General features: G+C 56.4%; 19 protein-coding genes and 1 pseudogene. 13 read left to right on the forward strand and 7 right to left on the reverse strand.

Translation table 11 applies throughout. The features are described 5' to 3' along the window. Positions 1-67: 67 nt before the first annotated feature. On the reverse strand, positions 68-859 hold the full coding sequence (locus tag A7P99_RS08215; protein WP_067449204.1) for an inositol monophosphatase family protein: 792 nt from the start codon (positions 857-859) through the stop codon (positions 68-70). Positions 860-1072: 213 nt separating this feature from the next. Between A7P99_RS08215 and A7P99_RS08220 the strand changes: the two genes are divergently transcribed. From A7P99_RS08220 to A7P99_RS08260, 9 genes are all read left to right on the forward strand, one after another. Next, positions 1073-1564 (forward strand): DUF456 domain-containing protein, encoded by a 492-nt coding sequence (locus A7P99_RS08220; RefSeq protein WP_067449207.1) that lies wholly within the window; start codon positions 1073-1075, stop codon positions 1562-1564. 155 nt (positions 1565-1719) lie between these two features. Then, complete coding sequence (locus tag A7P99_RS08225) at positions 1720-2133, forward strand: PTS sugar transporter subunit IIA (RefSeq protein ID WP_067449209.1); 414 nt, start codon at positions 1720-1722, stop codon at positions 2131-2133. Then, positions 2127-2396: an HPr family phosphocarrier protein gene (locus tag A7P99_RS08230; RefSeq protein ID WP_067449211.1), complete on the forward strand. Its 270-nt coding sequence runs from the start codon at positions 2127-2129 to the stop codon at positions 2394-2396. Before A7P99_RS08225 ends, A7P99_RS08230 begins: the two co-directional genes overlap by 7 nt. A 2-nt stretch (positions 2397-2398) precedes the next feature. Next, positions 2399-4162 (forward strand): phosphoenolpyruvate--protein phosphotransferase, encoded by a 1764-nt coding sequence (gene ptsP, locus A7P99_RS08235; protein ID WP_067449213.1) that lies wholly within the window; start codon positions 2399-2401, stop codon positions 4160-4162. A 689-nt stretch (positions 4163-4851) separates the two neighbouring features. Then, positions 4852-7497, forward strand: coding sequence for a leucine--tRNA ligase (gene leuS / locus A7P99_RS08240; RefSeq protein WP_067449215.1), 2646 nt, complete (start codon positions 4852-4854; stop codon positions 7495-7497). Between the two features lie 255 nt (positions 7498-7752). After that, entirely contained in the window at positions 7753-9273 is a 1521-nt protein-coding gene (gpmI, locus tag A7P99_RS08245) for a 2,3-bisphosphoglycerate-independent phosphoglycerate mutase (RefSeq protein WP_067449217.1), read from the forward strand. A gap of 48 nt (positions 9274-9321) precedes the next feature. Continuing rightward, positions 9322-9924, forward strand: a complete 603-nt coding sequence (locus tag A7P99_RS08250; RefSeq protein ID WP_067528724.1) for a manganese efflux pump MntP family protein — start codon at positions 9322-9324, stop codon at positions 9922-9924. Between the two features lie 39 nt (positions 9925-9963). Continuing rightward, the gene (locus tag A7P99_RS08255) at positions 9964-11301 is read left to right on the forward strand and encodes a murein hydrolase activator EnvC (protein WP_067687193.1); all 1338 of its coding nucleotides are present in this window, start codon (positions 9964-9966) and stop codon (positions 11299-11301) included. A 250-nt stretch (positions 11302-11551) separates the two neighbouring features. Next, entirely contained in the window at positions 11552-12997 is a 1446-nt protein-coding gene (locus A7P99_RS08260; protein WP_067449223.1) for a S41 family peptidase, read from the forward strand. Between the two features lie 410 nt (positions 12998-13407). On the opposite strand, the gene A7P99_RS08265 is transcribed toward A7P99_RS08260, so the two are convergent. The 4 genes from A7P99_RS08265 to A7P99_RS08280 form a co-directional block, all read right to left on the reverse strand. Then, a complete protein-coding gene (locus A7P99_RS08265) occupies positions 13408-14754 on the reverse strand; it encodes an aldehyde dehydrogenase family protein (RefSeq protein ID WP_067449225.1) in 1347 nt (448 codons plus the stop codon). A 167-nt stretch (positions 14755-14921) separates the two neighbouring features. Beyond that, entirely contained in the window at positions 14922-15302 is a 381-nt protein-coding gene (acpS, locus tag A7P99_RS08270) for a holo-ACP synthase (protein WP_067438371.1), read from the reverse strand. Between the two features lie 192 nt (positions 15303-15494). Beyond that, positions 15495-15758: a 30S ribosomal protein S20 gene (gene rpsT / locus A7P99_RS08275; protein WP_003823349.1), complete on the reverse strand. Its 264-nt coding sequence runs from the start codon at positions 15756-15758 to the stop codon at positions 15495-15497. A gap of 273 nt (positions 15759-16031) precedes the next feature. Next, positions 16032-17105, reverse strand: coding sequence for an AI-2E family transporter (locus A7P99_RS08280; RefSeq protein ID WP_067449227.1), 1074 nt, complete (start codon positions 17103-17105; stop codon positions 16032-16034). A 207-nt stretch (positions 17106-17312) separates the two neighbouring features. Between A7P99_RS08280 and A7P99_RS08285 the strand changes: the two genes are divergently transcribed. Continuing rightward, on the forward strand, positions 17313-18296 hold the full coding sequence (locus tag A7P99_RS08285) for a DUF1853 family protein (protein WP_067687196.1): 984 nt from the start codon (positions 17313-17315) through the stop codon (positions 18294-18296). A 104-nt stretch (positions 18297-18400) separates the two neighbouring features. Here A7P99_RS08285 and A7P99_RS08290 read toward each other — a convergent pair whose 3' ends face one another. Together A7P99_RS08290 and A7P99_RS08295 are read right to left on the reverse strand one after the other, a co-directional pair. After that, positions 18401-18595: a hypothetical protein gene (locus tag A7P99_RS08290; protein WP_067438368.1), complete on the reverse strand. Its 195-nt coding sequence runs from the start codon at positions 18593-18595 to the stop codon at positions 18401-18403. Positions 18596-18746: 151 nt separating this feature from the next. Next, entirely contained in the window at positions 18747-19283 is a 537-nt protein-coding gene (locus A7P99_RS08295; protein ID WP_067687199.1) for a gamma carbonic anhydrase family protein, read from the reverse strand. A gap of 229 nt (positions 19284-19512) precedes the next feature. On the opposite strand from A7P99_RS08295, the gene uvrB reads away from it, so the two are divergent. From uvrB to A7P99_RS10275, 3 genes and pseudogenes are all read left to right on the forward strand, one after another. After that, positions 19513-21540: an excinuclease ABC subunit UvrB gene (gene uvrB, locus A7P99_RS08300; RefSeq protein WP_067687202.1), complete on the forward strand. Its 2028-nt coding sequence runs from the start codon at positions 19513-19515 to the stop codon at positions 21538-21540. A 205-nt stretch (positions 21541-21745) separates the two neighbouring features. Next, positions 21746-21880 (forward strand): hypothetical protein, encoded by a 135-nt coding sequence (locus tag A7P99_RS10600; RefSeq protein ID WP_255361750.1) that lies wholly within the window; start codon positions 21746-21748, stop codon positions 21878-21880. Between the two features lie 587 nt (positions 21881-22467). Further along, a pseudogene (locus A7P99_RS10275) lies at positions 22468-22624 on the forward strand (transposase); the annotation flags it as partial. Positions 22625-22731: the final 107 nt, after the last annotated feature.

A 22731-nucleotide genomic window follows, 5' to 3' on the forward strand; every position in this document is an offset into this window, starting at 1 on the left:
ACACAGCGCGTGGTTTGAATCTCATTGACGCAGTGTTTTCAGATAGCCTTTATACTATGTAAGAGTATTAGGCAGCCAAATGCGGGGCGATGGTTTGCAGCATTTGTGCCAGCACTTTGGGCGGGGCGGCTACGATGTCGCCGCTTTCGAGCCAGCCTTCGTTGCCACGCATATCGGTTACAATACCGCCCGCTTCCTGCACGATCAGTGCGCCGGCGGCGATGTCCCAGGGTTTGAGGTTAAACTCGAAGAAGCCGTCGAAGCGGCCGCAGGCCACGGCACACAGGTCGAGTGAGGCGGCGCCTTCGCGGCGGGCGCCGGCGGTTTTGGCGAGGAAGTCGCACAGGATGTTCAGGTAGCGTTCCATCATACTTTGATCCACCACGGGGAAGCCGGTGCCAATCAGGCAGCGGTTGAGCTCGATGCGGCTGGATACGCGGATGCGGCGGTCGTTGAGTAGGGCGCCTTGGCCGCGTGAGGCGAGGTAGAGGTCGTTGCGCTCGGGGGCGTAAACGAGGGCTTCCTGCAATACGCCTTTGTGCAGCAGAGCCATGCTGATGGCGTATTGGGGATGGCCGTGCAGGTAGTTGGTGGTGCCGTCGAGCGGGGCGATAATCCATTCGTATTCGGCTTTTTCGGGGCCGCTACTGCCGCCTTCTTCGGCGGTGATTTTGTGCTGGGGATAGGCTTCTTGTAGGATTTCGCGGATGATTTCCTCGGCGGTGCGGTCTATGTCGGAAACGAAATCGTTGAAGGCCTTGCTGTCGATTTTAACTGCGGGCAGGTTGTTGGCGGCACGTAGCATCATGTCGCCGGCGCGGCGGGCGGCTTTGACAGCGGTGTTGAGGACGGGATTCATATTTCTCCGATTTGGCTGGTGGGGGCAGGCTGCTGCTGGCAGACTACCTGAAAATGGAAAGGCTGCGCCGGAAACGGCAGCCGATGTTGGGGCGGCATTATACCTTGGGCGGCAGACGGGCAAAAGCGCCCGGGCTTTAAATTGGCGGCAGCGGCCTTATCTGATTGAACGTGCGGGAAAGTTGCCTGCCTTGTTTGATAAAGGAATTTAATGATGACGGCTTTGCTGATTATTCTGGCACTGGTGTTGCTGCTGGCAGGTTTGGCGGGCGCAATACACCCGCTGCTGCCGGGGATGCCGCTGATGTTTGCGGGCACTTGGCTCTTGGCCTACAGCCAGAATTACGAAGTTATCGGCACCACGGCGCTGACGGTGTTGGGGCTGATTATGGCGCTGGCCTGGACGCTGGATTATGTGGCGGGGCTGCTGGGGGCGAAGTTTACCGGGGCGAGCAAACAGGCGCTGTGGGGCTCGTTGGCGGGCGGTGTTGTGGGGCTGTTTTTTGCGCTGCCGGGCATGGTGCTGGGCCCGCTGGTTGGCGCGGCAATGGGAGAATTTGCGGCGCAACGCAACTTGTGGGCAGCTGGCAAAGTGGGGCTGGGCACGCTCTTGGGCTTTGTGGCGGGCGTGGTGGCGAAGTTGGGCTGTGCGCTGGTGGTGCTGTTCAGTATTTTCGGGCTGTATGTGTATTATTGGTTGAGTTAAAGTTTCAGGTAGCCTGTTGCCAAAATCCACCCTCTACCCGAAAAAGGAAAATGACCGATTACATGTTTTCAGATAGCCTCCGGCCTGCTTATCATTGCCCTCCTAACTGGTTCAAGGCTACCTGAAAAAAATTTTGCAATGGAATGAGAAACACAATGATTGGTTTGATGATTATCACACATGAAACGCTGGGCAAGTCGTACACCAAGCTGGCCCGGCATTTTTTCGGGCAGATGCCAGCGCATTTGGCGATTGTGGGAGTGAACCCGGATGAAGATGTGGACGTGGCCGCCGCTCGAGCCCAATCGGAAGCGGAGCGTTTGGCATTTGCCGACGGTATTTTGCTTTTAGCCGACGTGTTCGGTGCCACACCATGCAATATCGGCCGCCGGCTGCTACCACACCACCGCATGGTGATGCTCACCGGGCTGAATGCGCCGATGATGGTGAAAGCGGTGCAGGATGCGGAAAAGGCTGATGATTTACTGGCAATGGCCGAGTCGGTCCGCCAGTCGGCCTTGGCGGGGATTATGTTGGTGTTGCCGGAAGAGGAGCAGGGTGTATGCTGAAACAGGAGGTGGAGATTATAAACAAACTGGGGCTGCACGCGCGCGCGTGCAGCAAGTTCACGCAAACGGCAGGCGCGTTTGCGGCGGAAGTGCGGGTGTGCCGCAACGGCAGATGCGTAAACGGCAAAAGCATTATGGGTTTGATGATGCTGGCGGCAGCCAAGGGCTCGGTGATTGAAATTGAAACCGAGGGTGCAGACGAACAAGCAGCCATGCAGGCGCTGACGGCTTTAATCAACAATTATTTTGACGAAGGCGAATAAACATGAGCGTGGTGTTGCACGGATTTGCAGCAGGCGGTGGGATTGCCATCGGGCGGGCACATTTGGTGGTGCGCGGCATGGAGGAAGTGCCGCAACTGGATTTGGCGCCAGAAGAAATTGATGCGGAAGCCGAACGTTTCGATGTCGCCATCAAGGCCACGCGCCGTCAGCTGGAGCAGCTGCGCAGCGCCATTCCGGAAAATGCGCCAACCGAATTGGGCGCGTTTATTTCGCTGCACCTGATGCTCCTGACCGACGTTACACTTTCGCGCGAGCCGATTGATATTCTGCGCGCGCAGGCCATCAATGCCGAATGGGCGCTGAAGCTGCAAACCGACAAGCTGGCCGAGCAGTTTGATGCGATTGAAGATGAATACCTGCGCGAACGCAAGCAGGATATGCTTCAGGTAGCCGAGCGGATTCACCAAAACCTGATGGGGCAGCATACCGATTTCTTGCCCGAAGAAAGCGAGTTAGACGACGACATCATCCTGATTGCCCACGATTTGTCGCCTGCCGATGCAGTGTACTTCAAAGAACACCATATTGCCGGATTCGCCACCGATGCCGGCGGCCCCACCAGCCATACCGCCATTTTGGGGCGCAGCCTGGATATGCCCTCGGTAATCGGGCTCTACAACGCACGCGAACTCATCAGCCAAGACGACTGGATTATCGTGGACGGCATCAGTGGCGTGCTGATTATCAACCCCGACGATTTAATCCTCAGCGAATACCGCAAGCGCGACCGCGTATACCGCAGCCAGCGCCGCCTGCTCAACAAACTCAAAGACATCACCGCCACCACCAAAGACGGCGTAGATATAGAGCTGTTGGCTAATATTGAATCCGCCCAAGATGTGCGCCTGATGCACCGCCTCTCTGCCGACGGCGTGGGACTGTTTCGCAGTGAATTTCTGTTTCTCAACCGCGACAATCTGCCTGATGAAGACGAGCAATACCGCGTGTATGCCGGCATTGTGAAAAAGCTCAAAGGCAAGCCGCTCACCGTGCGTACCGTGGATTTGGGCGTGGACAAAAACCCGCGCTGGTTCGGCGAGGACCATGCGCTCAATCCCGCGCTGGGCATGACCGGTATCCGCCTATGCCTGGCCGAGCCACTGATGTTCCGTACCCAAATGCGTGCGATTTTGCGCGCAGCGGCGCACGGGTCGGTAAAGATTATGTGGCCGATGATTACTTCGGTGGATGAAGTGCGACAATGTATCAATCATTTGGCCGTTGCCCGTAAGCAGCTGGATGAACGTGACACAGAATATGGCGAAGTGCAGGTGGGCGCGATGATTGAAATTCCCTCCGCCGCGCTCACAGTGGGCCATATCCTGCAACACTTGGATTTTATCTCAGTGGGCACCAACGATTTGATTCAATACACCTTATCAGTAGACCGTGGCGACGATAGCGTGAGCTACCTCTACCAGCCCGCCCATCCAGCAGTGTTGAAACTACTGCACCATATTTTCCGCACTGCCAAACGCATGGGCAAGCCAGTGTCGGTATGCGGCGAAATGGCTGGTGATTTACATTTCATCCGCCTGCTGCTCGGCTTGGGCTTGCGCCGCTTCTCCATGAACGCCAGCAATCTTTTGGCCGTGAAGAATGTAATCATTCAAAGCCACGCTGGCGAGCTGGCAGCACAGGTGCAAAAACTGCTGCGCCTGAGCGATCCGGAGAAGGTGCGGCAAGCCGTTAAAAAGATGAATACAATGGATGATGACAAAAATACAACATTTGAAATAACATAACATCGCACGGCATTATCAGGCAAAAAGTGAATAAATGTTAAACAATATTGTTTAAATACTGATATCAATATTAAGTAAAGTAAACGCTCGAGTTGTTGGCAAAGTGTATTTTTATGCAATTTAATTGCAGTAAATTGCGGCAGTTAGGTAAATAAAGACAATTAGGTAGCGACATCGTGGAAAGTGTTCTATATAATGTACAACATCTGTGCTGCTTCTTGGTAGGCAAGCATGGATAGTAAGTAGACGTTTTCCCGCAAATTGGCCATCGATACTTCCTCCCTTGGTATTGATGGTTTTTTTTGTGTAGGCTAGATGGAGGGGGTTTCTATATTTAGCCAGCCAAAACGAAGGGAAGGAAGCTAAGCTCATTTGAGTTTTGTGCTTTCAGGTAGTCTCTGGCCACAGAGAAATGTGGAACCGACTATTGCAATCTATGAGCTCGTTTTTTCAGAATCATTACATCGCCTTGGGAGGCTGTTTCAAACAACAGCCTCCCAATTTATACTTGTTCCAAGTAGGAATGAGATCAGGTGGCTAGCCATAGACAGTACAGATTAGTAAGGCAAGCTAACGCTGTATCACTCCTAATTGATTTTCCCGCCGTCATCCCGTTTGGCGTAGCGCCCGCTGCTGGCTTATAATCCATAGCTTTTCAATCTATCCGAAACCATCGGCAAAACCTCATCATGCAAGAACACTACCAACCCTCACTCACCGAACCCGCTGCGCAGAAAAAATGGGCCGCCGAACGCGTGTTCAATGTGTCCGAAGACGCTTCCAAACCCAAATTCTACTGCCTCTCCATGTTCCCCTATCCCAGCGGCAAGCTGCACATGGGGCATGTGCGCAACTACACCATCGGCGATGTGCGCAGCCGCTTCAAAAAAATGCAGGGGTTCAACGTGTTGCAGCCAATGGGTTGGGACGCGTTCGGCATGCCCGCCGAAAATGCGGCGATTAACCACCAAGTTGCGCCGTCCAAATGGACGTATGAAAACATTGCCTATATGCGCAAGCAGTTGCAGAGCCTGGGCTTTGCGCTGGATTGGGAGCGCGAAATCGCCACCTGCCGCCCGGAATACTACCGCTGGGAGCAGCTCCTGTTTACCAAGCTGTTTGAAAAAGGCATTGTGTACAAGAAGTTGGGCACGGTGAACTGGGACCCGATTGACCAGACCGTGCTGGCCAACGAGCAAGTGATTGACGGCCGCGGCTGGCGTTCCGGCGCGCTGGTGGAAAAGCGCGAAATCCCGATGTACTACTTCAAAATCACCGATTATGCCGAGCAGCTACTGGCGGATTTGGACGGTTTGGACTGGCCGGAGCAGGTGAAAACCATGCAGCGCAACTGGATTGGCAAATCGCGCGGCATGACGGTGCGTTTTCAGGTAGCCGCCGACAGCCGCGAAAGGCTACCTGAAAGCCACCGCGAATTTGTGCAGGTGTACACCACCCGCCCCGACACGTTGATGGGCGCAACGTATGTGGCCGTGGCCGCCGAGCATCCGCTGGCCGCCGCCGCTGCCGAAAAGCAGCCTGCACTGCAAGCGTTCATTGCCGAATGCAAAGCCGGCAGCGTGGCGGAAGCCGACATGGCGACCATGGAGAAAAAAGGCATGCCCACCGGCCGCTTCGTCATCAACCCGCTCAACGGCGAGCGGCTGGAAGTGTGGGTGGCGAACTATGTGCTGTGGGGTTACGGCGACGGCGCGGTGATGGCCGTGCCCGCGCATGACGAGCGCGATTTCGCCTTTGCCAAACAATACCATCTGCCGATGAAACAAGTAATTAGCGTGGACGGACAGCCGTTTGACGCGGCGCAATGGCAGGATTGGTATGCCGACAAGGAAAACGGCGTGCTGGTAAACAGCGGCGATTTGGACGGTTTGAATTTCCAAGCAGCCTTTGATGCCATTGCCGCCAAGTTGCAGGCTGCTTCTGCGGGCGAGCCGAAAACGCAATACCGCCTGCGCGACTGGGGCATTTCGCGCCAACGCTATTGGGGCTGCCCCGTGCCGATTATCCACTGTGACCAATGCGGCGACGTGCCCGTGCCGGAGCAAGATTTGCCCGTGGTGCTGCCTGAAAACGTCGTGCCCGACGGCGCAGGTTCGCCGCTGGCCAAAATGCCCGAGTTTTATGAGACAAAATGTCCGAAATGTGGCGGCGCGGCCAAGCGCGAAACCGACACCATGGACACGTTTATGGAATCGAGCTGGTACCAGTTCCGCTATATGTCGCCGCGCGACGACGCGCATATGGTCGCACCCGAAGCCGCCGCGTATTGGGGGCAGGCCGACCAGTATATCGGCGGCATAGAACACGCCATCCTGCACCTGCTGTATGCCCGTTTCTTCACCAAACTGATGAACGACGAAGGCATCGTGTCCGTGCGCGAGCCGTTCAAACAGCTGCTCACGCAGGGCATGGTGCTGGCAGCGACGTATTTCCGTTGGGCAGATGAAACGCAAACCAAAAAAATTTGGTTCAATCCAGATGATGTGATTGTGGAATTGGACGAGAAAGCACGTCCTGTTTCCGCCACTTTGCGTTCGGATGGCCAGCCAGTCATTATTGGCGGTATGGAAAAAATGTCCAAATCTAAAAACAACGGCAAGGATCCGCAAGAACTCATCGAAGCCTACGGCGCGGACACCGCCCGCTTGTTTATGATGTTCGCCAGCCCGCCCGAGCAGTCACTGGAATGGTCGGATGCAGGCGTGGAAGGCGCACACCGCTTCCTGCGCCGCCTGTGGCGCACCGTGTATGAGTTCAAACAGGGTGGCACGGCTGCAGTGTTTGCAGGTAGCCACAACTCACTTTCAGGTAGCCTGAAAGAGTTGCGCTTCAAGCTGCATAGCACCATCGCCAAAGTAACGGACGATTACGACCGCCGCCAGCAGTTCAACACCGCCATCGCCGCCGTGATGGAACTACTGAACCAGTATGATGCCACTGCCAAAAACGGTGCATTCGCCGAAGCCCATGGCCGCGAAGTGGCGCAGGAAACCCTCGAAACCGTACTGCTTCTGCTGTGGCCCATCGTGCCGCATATTTGCGAAAACCTGTGGGAGCAGCTGCGCGAGGGCGGTAATGTGTGGCAACAGCCCTGGCCGAAAACCGATCCCGCCGCGCTGGTGCAAACCGAGATGGAGATGATGGTGCAGGTGAACGGCAAACTGCGCGACAAAATCCAAATCGCCGCCGATGCGGACGAAGCCGCCGTTAAAGCCGCCGCCCTCGCCACCGCCGGCGCGCAGAAGTTTATGGAAGGCAAAGAACCGAAGAAAATCATCGTCGTGCCGAAACGGCTGGTGAATATCGTGGTGTAAGGCCGTTTGGTTGAATAAAGGCTACCTGAAAACCGATTTAGCTTCTTCAGGTAGCCTGTTTTTCAGCAAGAAAAAACTTGGTAATCATCTCCCCGCCGCAATTACGAAGGCTACCTGAAATTTCAGGTAGCCTTTTGTGCCACCCCCTTTGCCCAACCCTCTTCCCAAACAACACCCTGCCCTCCCCCCGCATTCAATTCTCACCCAATCCGCTATATAATGCCGTCATCCCAATTTCCATCCGAAACACACATCATGAGCAAGCTCACCAAACCCATCGTCCTCCTTATTCTCGACGGCTTCGGCCACCGCCTCGAAGGCGGCGACAATTCCGTCCTCCTCGCCAACACCCCCAATCTCGACCGCCTCAAAGCCCAATACGCCTACGGCACGATCGACGCCTCCGAGCGCATGGTGGGTCTGCCCTCCGGCCAGTTCGGCAACTCCGAAGTGGGGCATTTGAATATCGGTGCCGGCCGTGTGGTAGAGCAAGACATCACCCGCATCGATATGGCCATCGAAAACGGCTCGCTCGCGCAAAACCCCGCCCTCACCGCCGCCTGGCAAAGCCCCACAAAAACTGTGCACCTGCTCGGCTGCTTCTCCGATGGCGGCGTGCACAGCTACATCAACCACTTCTTCGCTGTGGCCGATGCCGCTCTGGCCGCCGGTATGCAGAAAATCGTGTTCCACCCCTTCCTAGACGGCCGCGACACTCCGCCGCAAAGTGCGGAAGGCTACCTGAAAACCCTGCAAAGCTATTGCGAGCAACACCCGCAAGTGAAAGTGGGCTGCGTGGTCGGCCGCTTCTTCGCCATGGACCGCGACAACCGCTGGGAGCGCGTTGAGCAGGCCTACAACGCCCTGTTCGGCCAAGCCCCGTTCCGTGCCGACACGCCGCTGCAAGCCCTGGCTGCCGCCTATGAACGTGGCGAACACGACGAATTCGTGCAGCCCACCGTTATTGATCCCACAGCCGCCCTGCACGATGGCAATGCGGTTGTCTTCATGAACTTCCGCGCCGACCGCGCCCGCGAGCTCACCCAAGCCCTGCTGTTCGACGATTTCCAAGGCTTCCCTCGCCAACAGCGCTTCCGCCCCAGCTATTTCACCTCGCTCACCAGCTACGGCAGCCAATACCACTTCCCGGTGCTGTTTGCCCAAGAAAGTATCCGCAACGGCTTGGGCGAATACCTGTCTGCCCAAGGCATAAGCCAACTGCGCATTGCCGAAACCGAGAAATATCCGCACGTTACCTACTTCCTCAACGGCGGCCGCGAAGAGCCCTATCCCGGCGAAGAGCGCATCCTCGTGCCCTCGCCCAAAGTTGCCACTTACGATTTACAGCCCGAAATGAGCGCGCCGCAAGTGTGCCAACACATCCTCGACAGCCTCGCCGCCAAGCGTTTCGATGTGATTCTATGCAACTTCGCCAACGGCGATATGGTCGGCCACAGCGGCGTGCTGGCCGCCACCATCAAAGCGGTGGAAACGCTCGACGACTGCGTGGGCAAAATCGTGGCCGCCGCCCAAGCAGCCGGCGGCGAAGTGCTGATTACCGCCGACCACGGCAACTGCGAGCAGATGTTCGACCCCGCCAACGGCCAGCCGCACACCCAGCACACCACCAACCCCGTGCCCTTCCTGTATGTGGGCCGTCCCGCCCGCATCAAGGCCGGCGGCGCGCTGAAAGATATCGCCCCCACCCTCCTCGCCATGCTCGGCCTGCCCAAGCCGCAGGAAATGAGCGGCGAGAGCCTGATTGAGTTTGTTTGACCGCCCAGCAGCAGGCTACCTGAAAGCTTCAGGTAGCCTCCACCCGTCATGAGCTTCCTCACCATCCTCGCCCTCGCCTTCGGCATGTCTATGGACGCCTTCGCCGCCGCCATCGCCCAAGGCGCCGCCATCGGCACACCCACCCGCCGGGGCACACTGCGCACCGCCGCCGTGTTTGGCAGTGTGGAAACCCTCACCCCGCTCATCGGCTGGGCAGTCGGCTCCGTAGCACAACACTACATCGCCGATTGGGACCACTGGATCGCCTTCACCCTGCTGCTCCTGCTCGGCCTACGCATGATTTACGGCGCGCTGCAGCCGGAGCAGCCCGCCGGGGAGCAATTTGGACAGGCGCAGCCCGAAAGCGGCCAATCCCGCCGCCGCCCGCCCTCGTCGCTGATGCTTGTCGCCATCGCCTTCGCCACCAGCATCGACTCCATGATCGTCGGCGTCGGCCTGGCCTTTCTCGAAGTCAACATCCTGCTCACCGCCCTCACCATCGGCCTGGCCACCACCATCATGGCCGCCATCGGCCTGCGCTTGGGCAGCTTACTGGGCAGCGCCATCGGCAAACGCGCCGAAATCCTCGGCGGCCTCGTCCTCATCGGCATTGGCACGCTCATCCTTGCCGAACACCTCCATTTCCTCTAAATCCTTTTCAGGTAGCCTCTCCTTTTTTCAGGTAGCCTCATGAAGCACAGCAAAATCCTCATTCTCCTCGCCCTCCTCTGCAGCGTCCTGCCCGCCGCCGCTGCGCCCAAAGACGACCTGCGCCAAGTGCAGCGCGCCATCGGCGAGAGCAACCGCAAGCTCCAACAACAGCAAAGCGAACAACGCCAGCTGCAAAGCAACATCCGCCAAACCCAAAGCGAACTCGACACCGTGCGCCGCGAGCTCGACCGCCTCACCCGCAGCCGCCAAACCGCCTGGCGCGAGCTGCAAGCCATGCAGGCCAAGCTCGACAGCCTGCAAACCCGCATCCAAAACACCCAAGCCCAAGCCGCCCGCCTGCTCAACAGCCGTTATCGCAACCAGCAGCCCAACGCCGTAACCCTGTTTCTGCAAAACGCCGACCCCAAGCAGAAAGGCCGCCACCTCGAATACCTGCGCCACCTCAACCAAGCCAACGCCCAGGCTCTTACCCAGCTGCAACACAACCGCCAAGAGCTCAAACAGCAGCAAGACAGCATCAATGAGCAGCTGAAGCGGCTCGACGCCCTCAAACGCCAACAGCAAACCACTGCCGCCCGCCTCGGCCGCCAACAGCAACAGCAGCAACGCCAACAGCAAAGCCTCGAGCAAGACATCAGCCGCGAAACCGCCAAGCTGCAAACCCTGCGCCAAAACGAAAGCCGCCTCAACGGCCTCATCGCCAGCCTCAGCCGCCGCTCCGCCCAAAGGCAGGAAGCCGAACGCCAGCGCCGAGCCCAAGCCCTGCGCCAACGCCGCCAGCAGCAAGTCCAGCAAGCCCAAAACGGCAACAAACCCGCCCCACGCCCCCAAAGGCTACCTGAAAGCGAACGCAACGAAGCCCGTCAACACGACACTCCAACACCAGAAAACCCCAACCGCAACACCCTCACCGCCGAAGACCTCGCCCTCGAAGCCCTCGAAGCCCCCGAAGCCCAAGAGCCGCAAAGCCATGGCTTCAGCCGCATGCAAGGCCGCCTGCAACGTCCCGCCAGCGGCAGCATCAGCGGCCGCTTCGGCCAAGCCCGCCCCGGCGGCGGCACCTGGAAAGGCCTCTTCATCAGTACCCCGCCCACCGCCGTGCGCAGCATCGCCGAAGGCGAAGTCGCCTACGCCGCCCCCCTGCAAGGCTACGGCAACACCGTTATCATCGACCACGGCAGCGGCTACCTCAGCATCTACACCGGCCTCTCCCAAATCAGCGCCGGCGCAGGCAGCCGCGTATCCGCCCGCCAAACCATCGGCCGCAGCGGCAGCCTCCCCGACGGCGAAAACGGCCTCTACTTCGAAATCCGCTACCGCAACCAAGCCATGAATCCCACTTCATGGGTAAATTAATCAAACCAAACAGTCGACCTTTAGCTTTGCAGAAACCTCGCTGCGCTACATTTTCAGGCAGCCTCCACTCACACAGAACCTGCTAAAATCCCCCATTTAGCATTTATTTACCCCCACCCCCTTGCTGGAACAGGAAAATTTGCCTAAAGTTCAATCTGGCTGAGCAGCAGGCTACCTGAAAACCAAATAGCCCCGCAACTGCAAACCATCCCGGCCACCTAATCAGCAAACTGAAAGACAAAAATCCATTATGTCCAACAACACCTTCAAAAAAATTGCCCTCTACACCCTGGGCACCTTCACCGGCATCGCCGTGAGCCTGAGTATGCAGAGCTTTGCCGAAACCCGCAGCCAGCAGCCCCTGCCCGTGGATTCCCTGCGCACCATGGCCGAAGTGTACAGCCAGGTGAAAGCCAACTACTATCAAGACAAAACCGACGACGAAATCCTCGAAGGCGCGCTCAAAGGCATGGTTGCCCACCTCGATCCGCACTCCGAATACATGAACACCAAAGACTATGCCGACCTGCAGGAAAATACTAAAGGTGAATTCGGCGGCTTAGGCATGGAGGTCAGTTCTGAAAATAACTTCATCAAAATCGTTGCCCCGATTGAAGATACGCCGGCCGAACGTGCCGGTATCCAAAGTGGCGACTACATCATCAAAATCGATGATGCCTCCACCCGCAACATGAGTGTAAACGATGCTGTGAAGCGCATGCGCGGCGAGCCCGGTACCAAAATCACCCTTACCCTCACCCGAAAAGACGCGCCCCAGCCCATCGTGGTTACCCTTACCCGCGCCATCATCAAAGTGCGCAGCGTGCGCCACGACCTCATCGAGCCCAGCTACGGCTACCTACGTATCAGTCAGTTCCAAGAACGTACCGTGCCTGCTATGGTTGAGGCTCTGCAAACTATGCGCCGCACCAACGGCGGCCCTCTCAAAGGCCTCGTCATCGACCTGCGCGACGACCCTGGCGGCCTGCTCAATGGCGCAGTGGGCGTATCTGCCGCCTTCCTGCAAAATGGCCAGCTCGTGGTGAGTACCAAAGGCCGCAACGGCAAAGAAAACATGAATCTCAAAGCCCAGCCCGCCGACTACCAAATCGGCAGCAGCAAAGACCCTCTTGCTGGCCTGCCTGCCGAATTTAAAACCATCCCCATCACCGTGTTGATTAACTCCGGCTCCGCCTCCGCCTCCGAGATCGTGGCCGGCGCCCTGCAAGACCACAAACGCGCCGTGATTGTGGGCACCCAAAGCTTCGGCAAAGGCTCCGTACAATCCGTGATGCCCCTTTCCAATGGCGGCGCGCTGAAGATCACCACCCAGCTCTACTACACCCCCAGCGGCCGCTCCATACAAGCCCAAGGTATCATGCCCGACGTGGAAGTGGCTGATAAAACCCGCCGTTATGAAAGCCGCGAAGCCGACCTCTCCGGCCACCTGAGCAACCCCAACGGCGGCCACGAAGTGCGCGGCCGTGCACTGAACAACCACAGCGCCGAAAACAAAGCCGCCTCTGAGCCCGCTGCCAAAGACGAGGCCGACAACAACCCCGCCACCCGCTACAAACCCGATCCGGCCAAAGACGACCAATTGCGCCGCGCTTTGGAACTGGTGAAAGCTCCACAACAATGGCGCGCCTCCCTGGGCCAGGCCGCCACCCGCCCGGCCAAACCGATTGAGCACTAAGCGGATTAAGCAAGCAAAAAGGCTATCTGAAAATATTTCAGGTAGCCTTTTATATTGCGCTTGCACCACAGTGTTCGGAAATAGCCAAGGCACTGCTCTTCATGAGGCATTAGCTCATCCTACTACTGCCATATTGTCTGTAGCTCGCTGTCCTGTGAAAAATGTGTTCCGGCTAGAGATTGAAACATGAGAGACCGATTGAAACTTTGTTGGTACTTACTCTTTCAGGCAGCCTTTGCTGTGGCATAGAGGCTACCTGAAAATAATCCGGCATCGGTGCAGCAATGCCGCCCGGCTGCGAACCGGCCTACGGGGCTGCCGTTTTAGCTTCGCAGAAACTCAGTTTGAGCTGCGCCCAAACATCGTTTTAACTGTGTTGAAGCTGCGCTTTCAGGTAGCCTTCTGCTGCGCTATTTCTGCCAATATGCCTTCACGTTCACAAATTCATACAAGCCAAATTCGGAAAGTTCGCGCCCGAAGCCGGAATCTTTCACGCCGCCGAAGGGCAGGCGCAGGTCGCTGCTGGTGTGGCGGTTGATGAATACGCTGCCGGCTTCGATTTGCTGGCCGAGCTCCCAGGCTTTGTCGAGGTTGGCGGAGTAGATGCTGGCACCGAGCCCGAAGGGGTTGTCGTTGGCCAGGCGCACGGCGTTGGCGGCATCGCGGGCGTGGAAAATACCCACAGCAGGGCCGAACACTTCTTCGCGGTACATGCGGCAGGCGGGGGTGATGTTGTCGAGCACGGTAGCGGGGTAGAAAGTGGTGTCGGCTTCGTTAGGCAGCTCGCCGCCGAGCAGCAGTTTGGCGCCGTGTTCGAGCGCGTCTTGCACTTGTTCGTGCACTTGCAGCTGTAGGTCTTTGCGGTGCAGTGGGGCGAGGGTGGTGTCGGGGTCGAGCGGGCAGCCGGGAGTGAGGCGGCGGCAGTGTTCAAGGAAGAGGCGGGTGAATTCGGCGGCGATGCCTTTGGTGAGAATGATGCGTTTACCGGCGTTGCAGGATTGGCCGGCATCGCGGAAACGGGCATAGCAGGCATCAGCGGCAGCTTGGGCGATGTCGGCATCGTCGAGCACGATGAAGGCGTTGCTGCCGCCGAGTTCCATCACGGATTTTTTCAGATGGCTTCCGGCGTAGCCGGCAAGGCGACGGCCGACGTCGGCAGAGCCGGTGAAGGCCAGTGCATCGGTTTTGGCAATGGCGTATTCCACATCTTCGTGTGCCAACCAAGTGGCTCGCCAGGGCAATTCGCTGCCAACAATATCAAACAGGGCGGCGGTTACGCGGGCCACGCTGGGCGCGGGTTTCACCAAACAGGCATTACCAGAACACAAGGCAGGAACGGCAAAGCGGATAATCTGCCATACGGGATAGTTCCACGGCATCACGGCCAGCACCACGCCCAAGGGCTCGAAGCGCACTTGGCTGAGGCTGGCCTGGGTGGCGATGGTTTGGTGTTGCAGAAGCTGGGGGGCGAGCTTCACATAATAGCGGATGAGGGAGACGGATTTATCCATCTCGGCTTCACATTCGCGCAGGCAGCGGCCGACTTCTTCGCAAATCATGCGGGCGAGCTTGGTTTTTTCGGCTTCGAGGCGGTCGGCAAAGGCAGCAAGCATGGCCACACGTGCCTGCATGCCGGCAGCGGCAAAGCGGCGCTGGGCGGTGCGCATTTCGGCCAGGCTTTGGCTGAAGGTGTCCATGCTGTCGGCGGGGCGTTCGTATAGCAATGTGTTGCTGACGACGTTTCGGCTATAGAACATGGTGTTTCCTTTCTCTATTTGCTTTGGATTAAATGGTTTTAGCGGGCAGCCCATGCAGCAGGCTACCTGAAAGCGCAGCTTTAACGAAGCTAAAACAAGCCCTGCTGGCTTCTGCGAAACTAAAACTTGATGCGATTGTTTTTATTATTTTTCTAAACTGCTTTGCCCTACTCTTTTTCGGCCACGACGAAGGCTACCACCGCGCCGTTGTCGTCGCTCAGGCTCAAATGCACCCGCCCGATACCTTGTTGGCGCAGCCATTCCTGCAAGGGCGGCTCCACCACGAATTCCGGGCGGCCGAGTTTGTCGTGGGCGATGGAAATGTGGTGCAGTGTTACCGGCGAGCGCAAGCCGGTGTGCACGGCTTTAGCAAAGGCTTCTTTGGCGGCAAACCGCTTGGCCAGGAAGTTTACCTTGTTGCCGACGGAGCGCCACTCCAAAAGTTCGATGCGGCTGAGCAGGCGTTCGGCCAATGCCTGGCCGTATTTGTCGTATAGCTGCTCGATGCGCTCGATACGCAGGATGTCGGTGCCGATGCCGTAGATCATTGAGTATTCCTGTTGTGCAAGATAGTGGGCGCATTGTAGCGCATTTTGGCTGCAGCCTTACAGGTGGGGCGGCAGAGGCTTGCCGGGATTGGCATATTTTTCAGGTAGCCTCACAGCCGTTCTGCAAATCTTCCGCGCAAAACAAAGCCGCATCTATTTGCAAGATGCGGCAACGTTTATGCAGCAAGCGGCTTAGGCCATGGCTTTGATTTTGGCAGCCAAGCGGCTTTTGTGGCGGGCGGCTTTGTTTTTGTGGAACACGCCTTTGTCGGCGATGCGGTCCATCACTTTGGTGGCTGCCACGAATTCGGCTTGGGCGGCGGCTTTATCGCCACTTTCCACAACCTTCAAAACTTTCTTCACTGCGGTACGGAAAGCAGTACGCAGGCTGGCATTGTGTGCACGGTTTTTCTGCGACTGGCGGGCGCGTTTGCGTGCCTGGGCGCTATTGGCCATATGAAAAATCTCCTGATAAGTAAAATAAAATCCGTAAGCGCGGCATTTTACTGGCGATGTTGCCTAAATGCAAGCAGCCACGAGCTATTTTCGGCAAACGGCGGGTAAGTAGGGAAAGAACGTTTGCCTGATACAACAAAACCGATACGGCCTAGCGCATTTTCCAGCCAGCCTCCAAAGCCAAATCAAAGGCTACCTGAAACTTTGGCTGCACCGAAATTCCGCTGGGCTGCGTTTCAGGTAGCCTGTGCAAACAACGCCTGCCCTGCCCGACTATTTCTCGCGCCGGTAGAACCCGCTATCCATATATGCCGCCACGCCCTCGCGCAGCAACACCAGCGTTACCGCGGCCAAAGGCAGCGCCAGCAGCATGCCCACGAAGCCCAGCAGGCTGCCGAAAGCCATCAAGGCGAAAATCACCCAAAATGGCGAAAGCCCAATGCGGTCGCCCACAATTTTCGGCGTGATGAAGAAACTTTCCAGAAACTGCCCCACGGCAAACACCGCCCACACCGTAATCAGCCCCTGCCAAGTGCCAAACTGCAACAACGCAGCCATTGTGGCCAGCAGCAGGCCGGTAAACGCGCCCAAATAAGGCACGAACACCAAGAGCCCGGCTACCATACCAATAGCAAAGCCAGATTCCAACCCGGCCAGCATCAGGCCCAAACCGTAGAGCAGCCCCATAATCAGCATCACCGTCAGCTGCCCGCGCAAAAACTCGCCCAACACCGTGTCCATATTGCCGCCGATGCGGGTATAGGCCGCCAGATAGCGGCGCGGAATCATGGTTTTAATCCCTTCCGTCCAGCGCGACCAATCCAGCAGGAAGTAATACAGCAAAAACGGCAGCACCGCCAAATTGCCCAAACTGGATACCAAACTGCCGCCCTGCTCCAACAAGGCCGGCAGTGCCTTGGAAAGCCCAGTTTTAACGCTGCCCAAATGGCTGCTCAACCAATTCGACAGCGATTGCTCGTCCAAAGCCCAATGCGTACCCAGCAGCCGGTTGGCCAAAGGCAGCGCCTTATTTTGCACAAAATTCGCCAACTCCGACATTTTTCCCAGCAGGCTGCCGAACTGCTGCACCAACATCGGCACCACAATCAGCAGCAGCAACACCAGCAACAGCAACGTAAACACCATCACCAACATCGCCGCCGCCCCGCGCCGCACCCCGTGCCGGCAAAGCTTTTCCACCAGCGGGTTCAAAATATAGGCCAACACCGCAGCCACCACAAACGGCGAAAGCACATCGCGCATCTGCACGATTAAAAACACCACCGCCACCAACAACGCCAAGCCCACCACCCAAGGCAGCCAGCCACGCTTCTTCGCTTGATACATACTACAGCCTCTTAAATTCATCCGGCACACGCCGCGTCGCGCGCATTATCCGGTGTCAACCTATAAAAAACAAATGATTTCACACACAATCCACAACCAAAGGTTACCTGAAACCACTCCCTATTTTCAGGTAGCCTTTCCAAACAACTTGACTGCTTATCCCGCCGCGACTACATTCCCTCCATCCCATTTTATCCCCGCCCAAGCATGAACTACGCCCTCGATGCCATCTGGTGGCGGCTGCGCCACCCCGCCGTGCGCGACCTCGCCTCCCTACTCACCGCCCCGCCCCTATGGCACAGCGGCTGCGAGCTCCCCATCCCCCGCTTGCTCGGCAGCCAAGGCTTCCGCTTCCTGCTCAGCCTCGACAGCCAGCCCGCACCGCTGCAACAATGGCTCGAACAAGAAGCCCCTTTCGGCCACCGCCTAGGCCACTACGCCGAAAGCCTACTCGCCTTCTGGCTGGCACACGCCCCCCATTGCCAACTCATCGCCCGCAACCACCCCATCCGCAGCGAAAGCGGCCAAACCCTCGGCGCCGCCGACTTCCTCTACCTGCTCGACTCTACCCCCTACCACCTCGAACTCACCTGCAAATACTACGGCGGCACAGCACCCAACGATTTCCAAGGCCTCAACCCCGCCGACACCCTGCTTGGCAAGGCCGCTAAACTACAGCAACAATGCCGCCTCTTCCACACCCCCCAAGCCCATGCCCAACTGCCCGCACCACTCCAAGGCTACCTGAAAACGAACGAAGTGAGTTTCTGCGGAGCTAAAACGAACGAAGTGAGTTTCTGCGAAGCTAAAACAAGCGAAGCAAGCACCCGCGAAACCAATACGGACAAAACAAATTGCCGCCAAACTCCCAACATTAGCCAAGCCCTCACCACCGCCACCATCATCCGCGGCACCGGCTTTACCCCAAACGGCAACCTCAACGGCAGCCCTCTCAATCCCCTAGGCTGGAGCGGCCTTCTCCTCCGGCAATGGGCAAACTATCCCGCCCAGGCCGCACAACGCTTCCACCCCCTGCCCCGCCTCGCCTACCTCGCCCCTGCCCGCGTCCCGTTTGAACAAACCATTACCGCAGCCGAACTCGCCCGCCAAGCCCCCGGCCTCATCGCCGTGGTCGAACCACGCCCCGACGGCATATGGCATGAAACACAACGCCTGATGTGCCGTGGCTGAACAACAAGGCCGAACAGCAAAAAGGCTACCTGAAACCATCCAACCGGTTTTCAGATAGCCTTTCTAATAAACAGATGCAAAAACATCATCGGCAAAACAGCAGTCTAGCGCGTTACCTCCACACCAACACCCACTTTGCCATAGGGCGTAACGCTGCTATTCCCGCTACCCAAATCCACCGAACCACTCGCACCTACGTGACCGTTGCCGCCGCTCACACCCACACCCACGCCGGCACCGCAGGCCGACAACATAACAACCAACACCGCCACAGCGGCCAAACGATATGCTGCTTTCATTGCTTTTCCTTTCATCTGATTGAATACAATACAAGTAATAGCGAATAATAGCACAATAATTTTCAGGTAGCCTCTACGGCACAGCCGGCTACCCGAAAGCCCAACTTCAACGAAGTTTCCGAAGGAATACTGAGTTTCTGTGGAACTCAAATCAGCCGCCCGCCTTATGCCCCTCTGCCACCCGCACATAATGCGCCGCCGAATAAGGCAGAAACGCCAGCTCCTCCGCCGTGAGCCGCCGCACTTGCTTTACCGGCGAACCCACATACAAATAGCCGCTTTCCAGCCGTTTGCGCGGCGGCACCAAGCTGCCCGCCCCAATCATCACATCGTCTTCAATCACCGCATCATCCAACACAATGCTGCCCATCCCCACCAACACGCGGTTGCCAACGGTGCAGCCGTGCAGCGTAACATGATGGCCGATGGTGCAATCCTCGCCGATGATCAGCGGCGAACCTTCCGGCTTGTCGTCCGTTTTGTGGCTCACATGCAGCATCACATGATCTTGAATATTGCTGCCCCGCCCCACTCGGATGCTGTTCACATCCCCCCGCAACACGGCAAACGGCCACACCGACACCTCCTCGGCCAGCACCACATTCCCCGCCACCAAACACAGTGGATCGAGATAACAGCTGCCATGCACCTGCGGCACGGCAGCCAAATACGGGCGGATATTGTTCATGGGAAACTCCTTGTTCGTGTCAAGCCGCAAAGGCTACCTGAAAATCGGATGGAGGAATAGCCGGACTGTGGTTTTAGCTTCGCAAGAACAGGGCCGGCAGCATAACCATACCGCCCTACCCCGTTCCCGGCCACAAAAGGCTAGCTGCAACTTCCCTTCCCACCCCAGCAGCAAGCACTCGCATTAGCGTTATAATTCCACCTTTGCCCGCGCTTTTTCAGGTAGCCTCATGGACATCATCCAATACCCCGATTCCCCCTTCAAACTCCACCAGCCATTCCCGCCTGCCGGCGACCAGCCCGCCGCCATTGCCGGCCTGCTCGAAGGGCTTTCAGACGGCCTTGCCTACCAAACTCTGCTCGGCGTAACCGGTTCGGGCAAAACCTACACCATGGCGAACGTCATCGCCCAAAGCGGTCGCCCTGCCATCATCATGGCGCACAACAAAACCCTCGCCGCCCAACTCTACGCCGAGATGCGCGAGTTTTTCCCCGAAAACGCGGTGGAATATTTCGTCTCCTACTACGACTATTACCAGCCTGAAGCCTATGTGCCCAGTCGCGATTTGTTTATCGAAAAAGATAGCGCGATCAACGAACACATCGAGCAAATGCGCCTTTCCGCCACCAAAAACCTGATGACGCGCGACGACGTGATTATCGTCGCCACCGTGTCCGCCATTTACGGTATCGGCGACCCGACCGAGTATCAACAAATGGTACTATCCGTCAAAGAAGGCGACACCATCGAGCAGCGCGACATCATCGCCACGCTCGTTTCCATGCAGTACGAACGCGGCGATTTGGACTTCAAACGCGGCAGCTTCCGCGTGCGCGGCGATGTGATTGACGTGTACCCCGCCGAAAGCTCCGAAAACGCCTTGCGCATCAGCCTGTTTGACGACGAAATCGACCGCCTCGATATGTTCGACCCACTTTCAGGCAGCCTGCACCAGCGCGTCGGCCGCTACACCGTCTTCCCGTCCAGCCACTACGTTACCCCGCGCGACACCGTATTGCGCGCCTGCGAGTCCATCAAAGAAGAACTGCGCGAACGCATCGAATTTTTCGCCCGCGAACAACGCCCCGTCGAACAACAACGCATCGAACAGCGCACCCGTTTCGACCTCGAAATGCTCTACGAAATGGGCTTCTGCAAAGGCATCGAAAACTACTCCCGTCACTTCTCCGGCAAAAAAGAAGGCGAACCGCCGCCCACACTGATGGACTACCTGCCCGACAACGCCATCATGTTCATCGACGAAAGCCACGTTACCGTAACCCAAATCGGCGGCATGTACAAAGGCGACGCATCGCGCAAGCAAAACCTCGTGGACTACGGCTTCCGCCTGCCTTCTGCCCGCGACAACCGCCCGCTCAAATTCCACGAATTTGAAAAAGTCATGCCGCAAACCATCTTCGTCTCCGCCACCCCTGCCAAATACGAAGAAGAACACGCCGGACAAGTGGTCGAACAAGTCGTCCGCCCCACAGGGTTGGTCGACCCCCAAATCATCATCCGCCCCGTCGCCACCCAAGTCGACGACTTAATGAGCGAAATCAACGACCGCATCCAAAAAGGCGAACGCGTACTCGTTACCACCCTCACCAAACGCATGGCGGAGCAACTCACCGACTATTACAGCGAACTCGGCATCAAAGTGCGCTACCTGCACAGCGACATCGACACTGTAGAGCGCGTTGAAATCATTAGAGATTTACGGCTCGGCCTGTTTGACGTACTCGTCGGCATCAACCTTTTGCGCGAAGGCCTCGACATCCCCGAAGTCTCCCTCGTCGCCATCCTCGATGCAGACAAAGAAGGCTTTCTGCGCTCCCACCGCAGCCTGATTCAAACCATAGGCCGCGCCGCGCGCAACGTGAACGGCGTCGCCATTCTGTACGCCGACAAAATCACCGACTCTATGAAAGCCGCCATCGACGAAACCGAACGCCGCCGCGAAAAACAGATGAAATTCAACGAAGAACACGGCATCGTGCCGCAGCAGATTAAAAAACAGGTCAAAGACATCATCGACGGCGTGTACCACGAAGAAGACAGCGGCAAAGGTCGTCTGAAAGGCAAAAACAAGGTTAAAGTTGGTGAAATTCACAACGAAGAAGACGCGATTAAAGAAATCGCCAAACTCGAAAAAGCCATGCAGCAGGCGGCTAGGGATTTGCAGTTTGAAGAGGCGGCGGTGTTACGGGATAGGATACGGGGGATTAAAGAGAATCTGCTTTGGGGGGTGGAGTGATTGAATTGATGTTTCTAGTATTACAGTTCAATACTATTGAAATCATAGTAAATAACTTAATTTATCAGCTAAATTTTAACCAAACTGTGACGATTATGAAGTGTTCTGATGGATAATGCTTTTTGCACAAAGGATAATAAAATTTACAGTGCATATCAATTTTCTCAATTGGATATGGCAACTATTTCCAATTTAAGAAGATTTCTTGAATGTCCAACTCGTTATGCTCCTGCCTTTTTTAGAAGAGCAGCTAGGAATAGGCAAGCTGCTTGTTTTGGAGCTTGCCCTCATTTTGATGGATGCACTGATTAATAATATTAGTCAATTATTATATAAGTGATTACTATGGGTCTTGAAGGCAAATCGCCGATATTGGAGAAGCATATAATGGCTTAATTTTGGTAGGCAAAATGATGTTAGTCTGTGCTTGCCAACAACAATTCAACAACCTCTCTTCGAACGATTTAAGATCAATGATGCGGAAGATCTAGTGGGATCTTATATTTTATATTTGGGGGAATTAAGGGTGTCACAAAATAACAAAAAATACATTGTGGTTGATGAATTAGCATTTGTAACTTATTATTAACAAGCTGTAGCCCGTAGGTGCGAGTAGCAAGCAATAGCTTGCGTGAGTAGGAGGTGTGCCTTGACACGTACGCGTTGTTTGAAATTCTATACCCATGTGCGTAGCTGTACTACACACTCTATCTACACAAGCTGCACGAATATTGAACCAATGCGTAAGAGGTCTGTGGTACGCACGCGGCGGCTTGTCTATCTTCCCAGACCTCAAAAAAAGCAAGCACAGGTCAAATACTTGTATCCGTCAAAATCTTTAACGCTCCCGCCATTGTAATCCATTGCCACAATGCCAAAAATGTCGGACTCGAGAATCCAACTTACCAAGATCATTCCAAGAATACTATGAAATACTATCGTTTTTACCGTACAGGCGGTACTTGCTTTTTTTACGGTTGTAACCGACAAATAGCAGAAGATTTTGACCGATAATGCAGTGCAGCCAGCTTTGCGGCCGGCGACAATGGCGGCACGCGAACAGTATCCGTTTGAAATTTTAGAGTGAGTGTTGATGCCCGACCATCTGCAATAGCCTTACCCTCCCGTCTTTCGCCTATCTCATCCACTTCAAACTAAAGGCTACCCGAAAAGAGAGTGTTTCGCAGAAAC

It is taken from the genome of Eikenella sp. NML120348 (assembly GCF_001648435.1).
In the GTDB taxonomy this organism is placed as follows: domain Bacteria; phylum Pseudomonadota; class Gammaproteobacteria; order Burkholderiales; family Neisseriaceae; genus Eikenella; species Eikenella exigua.

Coding starts and splice junctions, on each gene's coding strand:
- A7P99_RS08215 (WP_067449204.1), bottom strand. CDS start 859: ATGAATCCCGTCCTCAACACCGCTGTCAAAGCCGCCCGCCGCGCCGGC.
- A7P99_RS08220 (WP_067449207.1), top strand. CDS start 1,073: ATGACGGCTTTGCTGATTATTCTGGCACTGGTGTTGCTGCTGGCAGGT.
- A7P99_RS08225 (WP_067449209.1), top strand. CDS start 1,720: ATGATTGGTTTGATGATTATCACACATGAAACGCTGGGCAAGTCGTAC.
- A7P99_RS08230 (WP_067449211.1), top strand. CDS start 2,127: ATGCTGAAACAGGAGGTGGAGATTATAAACAAACTGGGGCTGCACGCG.
- ptsP (WP_067449213.1), top strand. CDS start 2,399: ATGAGCGTGGTGTTGCACGGATTTGCAGCAGGCGGTGGGATTGCCATC.
- leuS (WP_067449215.1), top strand. CDS start 4,852: ATGCAAGAACACTACCAACCCTCACTCACCGAACCCGCTGCGCAGAAA.
- gpmI (WP_067449217.1), top strand. CDS start 7,753: ATGAGCAAGCTCACCAAACCCATCGTCCTCCTTATTCTCGACGGCTTC.
- A7P99_RS08250 (WP_067528724.1), top strand. CDS start 9,322: ATGAGCTTCCTCACCATCCTCGCCCTCGCCTTCGGCATGTCTATGGAC.
- A7P99_RS08255 (WP_067687193.1), top strand. CDS start 9,964: ATGAAGCACAGCAAAATCCTCATTCTCCTCGCCCTCCTCTGCAGCGTC.
- A7P99_RS08260 (WP_067449223.1), top strand. CDS start 11,552: ATGTCCAACAACACCTTCAAAAAAATTGCCCTCTACACCCTGGGCACC.
- A7P99_RS08265 (WP_067449225.1), bottom strand. CDS start 14,754: ATGTTCTATAGCCGAAACGTCGTCAGCAACACATTGCTATACGAACGC.
- acpS (WP_067438371.1), bottom strand. CDS start 15,302: ATGATCTACGGCATCGGCACCGACATCCTGCGTATCGAGCGCATCGAG.
- rpsT (WP_003823349.1), bottom strand. CDS start 15,758: ATGGCCAATAGCGCCCAGGCACGCAAACGCGCCCGCCAGTCGCAGAAA.
- A7P99_RS08280 (WP_067449227.1), bottom strand. CDS start 17,105: ATGTATCAAGCGAAGAAGCGTGGCTGGCTGCCTTGGGTGGTGGGCTTG.
- A7P99_RS08285 (WP_067687196.1), top strand. CDS start 17,313: ATGAACTACGCCCTCGATGCCATCTGGTGGCGGCTGCGCCACCCCGCC.
- A7P99_RS08290 (WP_067438368.1), bottom strand. CDS start 18,595: ATGAAAGCAGCATATCGTTTGGCCGCTGTGGCGGTGTTGGTTGTTATG.
- A7P99_RS08295 (WP_067687199.1), bottom strand. CDS start 19,283: ATGAACAATATCCGCCCGTATTTGGCTGCCGTGCCGCAGGTGCATGGC.
- uvrB (WP_067687202.1), top strand. CDS start 19,513: ATGGACATCATCCAATACCCCGATTCCCCCTTCAAACTCCACCAGCCA.